The organism is Nostocoides japonicum T1-X7, assembly GCF_001046855.1.
Classification (GTDB): Bacteria; Actinomycetota; Actinomycetes; order Actinomycetales; family Dermatophilaceae; genus Nostocoides; species Nostocoides japonicum.
This window is the reverse complement of sequence record NZ_HF570958.1, coordinates 3,572,629-3,579,793: the sequence shown is the minus strand read 5'-3', so window position 1 is coordinate 3,579,793 and position 7,165 is coordinate 3,572,629. Positions and strand designations below refer to the sequence as shown.

The window sequence follows — 7,165 nt, the reverse complement described above, 5'->3', positions numbered from 1 at the left end:
CAGCCCGCTCGTCGAGGCGGGCAGGGGGTCGGTATCTCATGACTGGTCTCCTTGCATCTCGAAGTGGCGACGGTCCTCGTCGCCGAAGGTCGCCGGACACCCGACGGCATGCGTCAAGGTGATGTGCAGCGGCATGGTCCGCCAGGCGGCGATCCCCGGCTCGCCCGGTGCCGGCGGCTCGCGGTCCAGACCGGCCACCGCCGAGCAGAGCGGGCACTCACCCGACCCATCCGCGATGACGCGGGCGAGGAGCCGACGCCGGACGGACGCGGGCGCGTCGGGCTTGAGGCTCGGCGTGACGATGATCTGGCGGGGGCGGTCGTCGTCGGGCTCATCGCTCCAGCGGCCCACGGCCCAGGCGGTCATGTGTCTCGGCACGTCGGGCCCGGCGAGCCGCGTGACCGTCGGCCACGAGCCGGTGGGCGCGGAGGCGTGAGCCCGCTCCCAGAGCCCCGTCAACGTGCCCTTCAGGTCCGCGGAGTTCACGAGGCCACCTCCCACAGTCGGGGGTTCCACTGGATCCAGTAGGACCCATTCGACCCGCGCCCGCGGCAGTGGGCACCGCGGTGCAGGAGCCCGTCCTCGGGCTCCCCGTGGCATGTCCCATGGGTGTGCTCGCGGCGGCAGTGGGGACACCGCACCACCACCAGCCAGCAGCCGCATGCTGTGCTCCGGTACTCGCAGTCCGGGTTCGGCACCGCCCGGACGACGCGGGCGAACGGGTCGGCCGGCGTGCGGGTCGCGGGCTCGTCGTCGGGCTCCTCGACGACGGGGAGGGCGACGTCGGGCACGAGGACCCCGCCATGCCGACGGCACTCGGCCGGGCTGGCGGTCCGATAGCCGGAGTCGCCCGTGGGCGACACGCAGGTCCACCGCTCAGATTCGGTCGTCGTCACAGGAGGCCCCACAGGTCTTGGCTGACGCGACCGGAGTCCGAGACGCCGAGACGCCTCGTCGCGGCGTCCCACCTCTCGTCATGGAGGCGTATTTCCTCATCGACGCGGCCCCACCAGAGGCGGGTTGCCTTGTCCTGGCGGGCGAGGTGAGCCCGCCGACCTGGGTAGCGGCCTCGGTAGGCACAGGGCTGCCCGGGTGGTGCTCCGCACCGTGGGCAGGCCACACGGTCAGCGGGGTAGGGCGGGTCGACCGCGATCGGGCTCATGGTTGCTCTCCTTCTCGGTTGTCCGGCACCCGGGTCGGGCGCCGATGGTCTGTCGTCCGGCGCGGCGGCAGGGTCGGCCTCCGCGGGGGCCCCCTGTATTCGGGGCCTGTATTCGGGGCCTGTATTCGTGTGCCGTCCCACTCCTCTGGACGTGTGTTCCAATACGCCTCCGGGCCACGGTGGGGCGGGCCAGTGGGCCGCCCCTTAGGGGGGCGGCCACACGGCCCACTAGCCCGCGAGGGGGTGGGCCGAGGTGGGCCGGCCCGCCTTTCGGGCCTCTGACCTGCGGTTTTCTCTTGCTAACCCCCGCGTGGGCCGAGGTGGGCTGGCCCGCTTTTCGGGCCTCTGGACACTTGTGCGGGCCGGCCCGCTTTTCGGGCCTCATATGACGTCGTCCTTGCGGAACGCCACGGCGTCGCGGACCGTCGCTCGCGTGTATTCGTGACCGTTCTCGACGAGGACGGCCATCGCCTTGCGCCACCCGTCCGACAGTGGGACGCCGAGGTCGTCGAGGACTCTGGCGCAGTCCGCGGTGACCACGTCGCCCGGCCCGTCGTCCCAGACGAAGTCCGTAGCACCGCCCTCCTCGACGACACGGATGCGCACGTGGTCGGCGCCACGCTGTCTCGACTTCGCCCGAGTGAGGCGGACAGCGCCACCCTCGTTGTGCAGGAGGTACTCAACGTCGACGTCATCGCGCTTGCTGCTGGTCCCGCGGGCGCCGCGGGTCACGTCTTTGCCGGTGTTGTCAGTGCGAAGAACCGTCAGGCCGAGGCGCTTGAGCTTGACGCCGGTGTGTCGGTAGTAGGCGCGCGCCGTGTCGGAGTCGTTCTCCCCAGCCTCGGTGACCCGCTGATACGAGTCAAGGACGACGAGGTCCCCCTCGCTGAGCCCGTACGCCCCCACCGCGGCCACGAGATCCTCCCCGCCTTGCTCCGTGTCGAGAGGTCGCATGGGCGGAAGCAGCGATGGGATGAAACGGCCCAGGTCGTCGAGGTCGCCGAGGGCCACGCCGAATGACGACAGGCGCTCGTGCCAGTCGTCCTCGGTGTTCTCCATGTCGACGTACAGGACCCGGCGCCCGCGGGGTATCGCCATGCCGGCGAAGTCCGGCTCGCCGCGGGCCACCGCGATGGCGAGCCGGAGCAGCAGGAGCGACTTCCTCGCGCCGGGCGGGGCGACGAACGACACCGACGCTCCTGCGGTGATGAGCGGGTCGACGACGTACTCCCTCGGCGGCCGGTCCGGGTCGAGGAGCTCCCGCAGGCTCGTGCGGGGGAAGCACTCCACAGGTGGGTCGTCGTCCCCGACCGCCCCGCCGAAGACGGCCGCCGCGGCGCGTGACGGGTCGTGCATCCCGCAGCCGGTGCCGCCGTCGGCGTTCGCGACGGCGTGCCGCAGAGCCGCCTCCGCCTCGCCCGCGCGCTCCGGGGGCAGCATGCGCTCGAAGCGGTCCATGACGGCCCGCAGGTCGCCGGACCCCCAGCAGCCCGCGCGGGTCAGCTCGACGCCTCGGAGCAACGCCTTAGTGCCCCAGCCGTGCCGGCCGCCCTCGCCGACCGTCTCGGCCTCGCTCATCACGTCGTCGAGCGCGCGGCGGCCGTAGTGGCAGGCCGGCTCGGCCTCGTGCTCGACGAGGAACGCGCTCATCTCGGCCTTGCTCGCCTTCTCCTCCCCCGGGCGCCCGTCGGTCGAGGCGCCGGCGTCGTCGAGGACCCTCGTCAGCGTCGGGTCCGGGTCCGCCGCGAGAGCGGCGGCAATGTCGAGCGGCTCCTCGACGACGTAGGCACCCTCGGGGTACTTCGGTCGGGACGAGCCCGGCAGGTAGACGAGCATCCGGCCTCCGCCGTCCTCGGTGCCGCCGCAGTAGTCGCCGACGTGACCGAGGACCGTGGCGAACGGCGACCGCTTGCCGCGCCCGGTCGACCGGACGTAGGCGTGCCAGCCGCCGGAGGGCGTCCGCACGAGGCCGAACCGCTCGAAGGGCGGCAGGTGGTCGAGGGAGCCGGGGTCGGCGGCTTTGGTGTCGACGTCGACCACGTCGAGGCCGTGACCCGAGACCATGGCGAGGACGTCGACTCCCTCGCGGAAGCCGCTCAGGTCGCACCCGCGCGCGGTGAGCCTGTTCCATCCCGGCGGCCGGTGCAGCTCCACCCTCTCCCTGTGACGAGAGCAGCCGGGCGGGCACAGCGTGCAGACGACGACCGGGATGCCCGCGGCGATGAGGGCGTTGCCGAGAGCGACTCCCGACACGGTCACCGGCGTTTGTGAGAGCCGTTCTGGGGATCCGGGCCCGGCACCCGTGCTGACCTGCGCGGATGTGCCGCGGGCGCTTGATCCGGGATCAGGACCGGCCACAGCGGAGACCTCCCCGTTCATACCCCCATGGGGTACCGTGGCACGCAACACCGAACTTCTCCTCGGTTCCGGGGCCCGGCCGTCGCTCATGCGGCCGGGCTCTTGCCGTCGTCACAGGACGTCGCCGAGCAGGAAGGCGGTGAGCGCGCTCTCGGGCACCCGGATGAGCCGGCCGACGCGGATGCTCCGCAGCTCCCCCTCACGGATCAGCGTGTAGACAGCGTGCTTCTCGACGCGCAGGTGCTCGGCGACCTCCGGCACGGTGAGGACGCGCTCCGGCGTGCGCGTGGCGGTCATGGCGGGCATGGCTTCCCTTCCTAGGTGGTTCTCGTGAAGCCCTAGGTTATTCTGAGTAACCGCGCTATAATTTCGAGCATGCAGGCAAACCTTGATAAATGGAACGTCATCACCGACCCGGGCGACGTCGCGTCCGGTGACCATCGCGGCCCCCGCGTGCGGATATCGGCAGAGGGCTGGTCCGTGGACGTGACCGTCGCGTCCGACGAGCAGGGCCGCCCTCGGTTGACGACGCTCACCGTCGACCTCGACGAGCACTTCGGCGAGGTCTCCATGGCCCGGCTCGTCACGCTCCCCTTGCCCACGATCACCGAGGTGGCCGCCGCGGCGGCCGACGGCTACTGGGAGGCGCGCGGACGCGGGGACAGCCCGAGGAAGGCCGCCGGCAGGGCAACCGTCATCACCGACTTCGGCGGTCCGCCCCCGCCGCGGCGTCGCGGGATGTCGCCCGAGGACTTCGCCGCCGCGTGGCACTCGACCCCGAAGCCGAGGCGAGCCGCGCTGGCCGCCCACTTCGGGGTCGACGTCCAGACCGTCGACTTCTGGACCCGCAAGGCCCGCGACCGCGGACTCATCCCCGAGGCCGAGGTCGGCCGCAAACGGAAGGAGGAGGCGAGGTAATCCCTGGTCAAGACCAACCCTTCGGCGTCTGGCATCGCTTCCCGCTTGGCGCCGAGCACTGTTTCCAGTATGCTTTCCAGCATCATCAATCATCTGAGAGGAACCACCGATGGACCCCGACAAGATCCGGGAGAACCGCCTTCGCCGCATGGCGGACCGACAAGGGCTCAGGCTCGTCAAGTCGCGACGCCGCGACCCACGCGCGCTCGACTACGGCACGTACATGCTGACCGATCCCTGTACCAACACCGTCGTGGCGTGGGGCCTGCAGAGCGGCTACGGTCTCAGCCTCGACGAGGTGGAGGCACGTCTCACGGAGGATGACGAGTGAGTACCGCCGACCCGACCCCACGGTCATGGTCAGCGCTCATCCGTGAGCTCGACGACCGCAAAGCCGATCACGAGAGGGCGTCGAGGGAGGAACAGGAGGCTCGTGCTCGCGAGGAGCGCGAGCACAAGATGGCCCGCGAGGCCCACTGGGCCGAGTACATCGCGCTCATCCGCCGGCGCAACGACATGGGCGAGACGCTCCGCCGCGCATGGGATGACGAGAGCCGAGCGGTCTACGGCGAGAGCCTCCGGAAGGCACAGGCCGCGCTGGACGCGTTCGAGGCATCGTGCGAGCCCGAGACCAAACCCACCCCGGCGTGGGACGCGGGCTGGGACGGGTGGGGTCGATGAGCACCGCCCCCATGGGCGCGGGGTCGCGCCGAGCCCCAGGACTCAAGATCCCCTTGCCCGAGCACCCGATGAAGGCGTGCGCGTTCTGCGAGGAGCCACGCCGCAACCGCTCCGCCGGGTGGTCCCGCGTCGTCGACGGCAGCGGCACCCTGCGCGGGTGGACCTGCGCGGGCTGCCCGCGCTACGGCGAGCCGATCCGGCGCGTCGTCACCACCAAGGGTGTCGTGCGCTGGCGCTGGACGGCCACCGCGACGCCCGAGGGCGCCCGCAAGGCGGTCCAGGCGACCGGCACGGCGGACACGCTCGACGATGCCCGCTCGGCCGTCGCGGCGGCCCGTGCCCGCATCCTCGCCGAGGGCCAGTGGTCACGCCCGACGAGCCTCACGGTGCGAGCGCTGTGCGAGCGATGGCTCCTCGCCCGCGAGAAGGACGTGCGGCCGGGCGGCATCCGGCGGGTCACGCTGGAGGGCTACCGCTCGGCTCTCGACGCTCCCCTGCGGCACATCGGCCACCGGCCCGCCGAGGACGTCCGGGTCGGCGAGGTCCGAGAGCTCGTCGGCACCCTCGCGACGGCCGGCGGGAAGTGGAGGCGCCCGCTGTCGGCCCGGAGCATCGCCTACTCGCTCGGCTCGCTCAGCCAGGCATACCGCTGGGGTATCGAGCAGGGCTGGGTCGAGCGGGACCCGACGGTCGGCGTCCGCGCGCCCAAGCGGTCGTCCGAGGCGAGGCCGAAGGTCATCTGGTCGACGGCGGAGCTCCTCGCGTTCCGTGACGTCTCCGACGGTGCCGAGGAGCCGGGCTTCCCGTGGTCACGGGCCGGCATGCGGCTCACGCTCTGCGGGCTGCGTCGCTCGGAGGTGCTCGGGCTGGACTGGCGGCACGTCGACCTGCGGGAGGGCACCGTCACCGTGGCCGCCTCGCGCGTCAAGACGGGCCGGGCGAAGGACACCGACCTCGGCGGGCCGAAGACGAGCCGGTCGCACCGGGTCGTCGGCGTCGAGGAGATCCACCCGGGCACCGTGGCAGCGCTGCGGGCGTTGTGGCTCGCTCAGGGGCGGCCGTCGGAGGGGCTGGTCATCCTCGACGCCGCGGGCATGCCCGTCGACCCCGACGCCTACTCGCGACGGTTCCGGGCGCTCGCCGCGGAGGCCGGAGTGCCTGACCTCGGGTCGATCCACCGCATCCGCCACACCCTCGCCTCGTGGGGCCGGGACGCGGGGATCAGCGAGCGGGCGATGGCGAGCCTGCTCGGGCACGACGTCGTGACGCACGGCCGCTTCTACGTCTCGACCGACGACGACGCGGCGGCCGTCGGAGCGCGGGGGCTGGGCGAGCTCCTCACCCGATCGCGGACGGGTTCTTAGAACTTCTCTGAGACTCCCGAGCGGCCCGGTGTCCCTATCCGTAGTGGGGACACCGGGCCGCAGTCCGTTGACCTGCACAGACGTGCCCGGTCGGGCTCCCCGGGTAGGAATCGAACCTACGTCGCTAGTCCTGATTCAAAGTCAGGCGGGCCCTGCCAGCAGACCAACCGGGGAACGCCGCCTCGACGGCTCCCGCAAGGGTAGCCAAGCACTCCGCTGCCCTGCCCACAGTTGACCTCGCTCGCCGTCCACACACGACCCGATCAGCACCTCGGCACATGCGGGGTTGTCGTGGTTACGACGACGAGGCGACCACGGAAGGCCCACACCTGCCGAAGCGGCCCACGGCAGGTGCGGGGTTGTCGTGGTCGTCCCGCTGGCCACGCGCGGATACGAGGCTAATCGGCCGGGCGTGGCATCTCTCAAGTCCTTGTGGGGAAGCTGGCCAGAGCTATAGCGCCAACCATCTTCCCCACAAGCGTCCGTCGCGTCGCCCAATCGCCGGGGGGGCCGTGGTCGCGGTCAGGAGGACACTGGCTGGCCGACCGAACGCCGACCCGTCGATCGGCCGCGCGACCGCCACCTTCGCACGTGCCGAGAAGATGTCGCCGGACCGGCTCCTGGACAGCAACAACTCGGCACGTGCGGGGTTGTCGTGGTTGCGGCGCCGTTCCGACCACGG

At 71.8% G+C, this 7,165-nt stretch carries 9 protein-coding genes and 1 tRNA gene; 4 read left to right on the top strand and 6 right to left on the bottom strand.

Annotated features, from left to right (window positions below; all coding sequences use genetic code 11):
- Positions 1-36 precede the first annotated feature (36 nt).
- From BN12_RS16190 to BN12_RS16175, 5 genes are all read right to left on the bottom strand, one after another.
- Positions 37-486: a hypothetical protein gene (locus tag BN12_RS16190; protein WP_048554067.1), complete on the bottom strand. Its 450-nt coding sequence runs from the start codon at positions 484-486 to the stop codon at positions 37-39.
- Positions 483-791: a hypothetical protein gene (locus BN12_RS16185; RefSeq protein WP_157635530.1), complete on the bottom strand. Its 309-nt coding sequence runs from the start codon at positions 789-791 to the stop codon at positions 483-485. The genes BN12_RS16190 and BN12_RS16185 overlap by 4 nt, the downstream gene beginning before the upstream one ends.
- 101 nt (positions 792-892) lie before the next feature.
- Positions 893-1,162: a zinc finger domain-containing protein gene (locus BN12_RS26795; protein ID WP_456093704.1), complete on the bottom strand. Its 270-nt coding sequence runs from the start codon at positions 1,160-1,162 to the stop codon at positions 893-895.
- A gap of 381 nt (positions 1,163-1,543) precedes the next feature.
- Positions 1,544-3,421, bottom strand: a complete 1,878-nt coding sequence (locus tag BN12_RS16180; protein ID WP_048554063.1) for an AAA family ATPase — start codon at positions 3,419-3,421, stop codon at positions 1,544-1,546.
- Positions 3,422-3,631: 210 nt separating this feature from the next.
- Complete coding sequence (locus BN12_RS16175) at positions 3,632-3,826, bottom strand: helix-turn-helix domain-containing protein (protein ID WP_048554061.1); 195 nt, start codon at positions 3,824-3,826, stop codon at positions 3,632-3,634.
- A gap of 69 nt (positions 3,827-3,895) precedes the next feature.
- Between BN12_RS16175 and BN12_RS16170 the strand changes: the two genes are divergently transcribed.
- From BN12_RS16170 to BN12_RS16155, 4 genes are all read left to right on the top strand, one after another.
- The gene (locus BN12_RS16170) at positions 3,896-4,438 is read left to right on the top strand and encodes a hypothetical protein (protein WP_157635529.1); all 543 of its coding nucleotides are present in this window, start codon (positions 3,896-3,898) and stop codon (positions 4,436-4,438) included.
- Positions 4,439-4,547: 109 nt separating this feature from the next.
- Positions 4,548-4,769 carry a hypothetical protein gene (locus BN12_RS16165; RefSeq protein WP_048554057.1) on the top strand — a complete coding sequence of 74 codons (222 nt, stop codon included), beginning with the start codon at positions 4,548-4,550 and terminating at the stop codon, positions 4,767-4,769.
- Positions 4,766-5,119, top strand: a complete 354-nt coding sequence (locus BN12_RS23905; RefSeq protein WP_083454704.1) for a hypothetical protein — start codon at positions 4,766-4,768, stop codon at positions 5,117-5,119. Before BN12_RS16165 ends, BN12_RS23905 begins: the two co-directional genes overlap by 4 nt.
- Positions 5,116-6,483: a site-specific integrase gene (locus BN12_RS16155; RefSeq protein ID WP_157635528.1), complete on the top strand. Its 1,368-nt coding sequence runs from the start codon at positions 5,116-5,118 to the stop codon at positions 6,481-6,483. Before BN12_RS23905 ends, BN12_RS16155 begins: the two co-directional genes overlap by 4 nt.
- Positions 6,484-6,578: 95 nt before the next feature.
- Here the strand turns inward: BN12_RS16155 and BN12_RS16150 are convergent.
- Positions 6,579-6,657, bottom strand: a tRNA-Gln gene (locus BN12_RS16150).
- Between the last annotated feature and the right edge of the window lie 508 nt (positions 6,658-7,165).

Bases quoted from the DNA above. Each gene is read 5' to 3' on its own strand.
- BN12_RS16170 (WP_157635529.1), top strand. From the start codon at position 3,896: ATGCAGGCAAACCTTGATAAATGGAACGTCATCACCGACCCGGGCGAC.
- BN12_RS26795 (WP_456093704.1), bottom strand. From the start codon at position 1,162: ATGAGCCCGATCGCGGTCGACCCGCCCTACCCCGCTGACCGTGTGGCC.
- BN12_RS16175 (WP_048554061.1), bottom strand. From the start codon at position 3,826: ATGCCCGCCATGACCGCCACGCGCACGCCGGAGCGCGTCCTCACCGTG.
- BN12_RS16165 (WP_048554057.1), top strand. From the start codon at position 4,548: ATGGACCCCGACAAGATCCGGGAGAACCGCCTTCGCCGCATGGCGGAC.
- BN12_RS16155 (WP_157635528.1), top strand. From the start codon at position 5,116: ATGAGCACCGCCCCCATGGGCGCGGGGTCGCGCCGAGCCCCAGGACTC.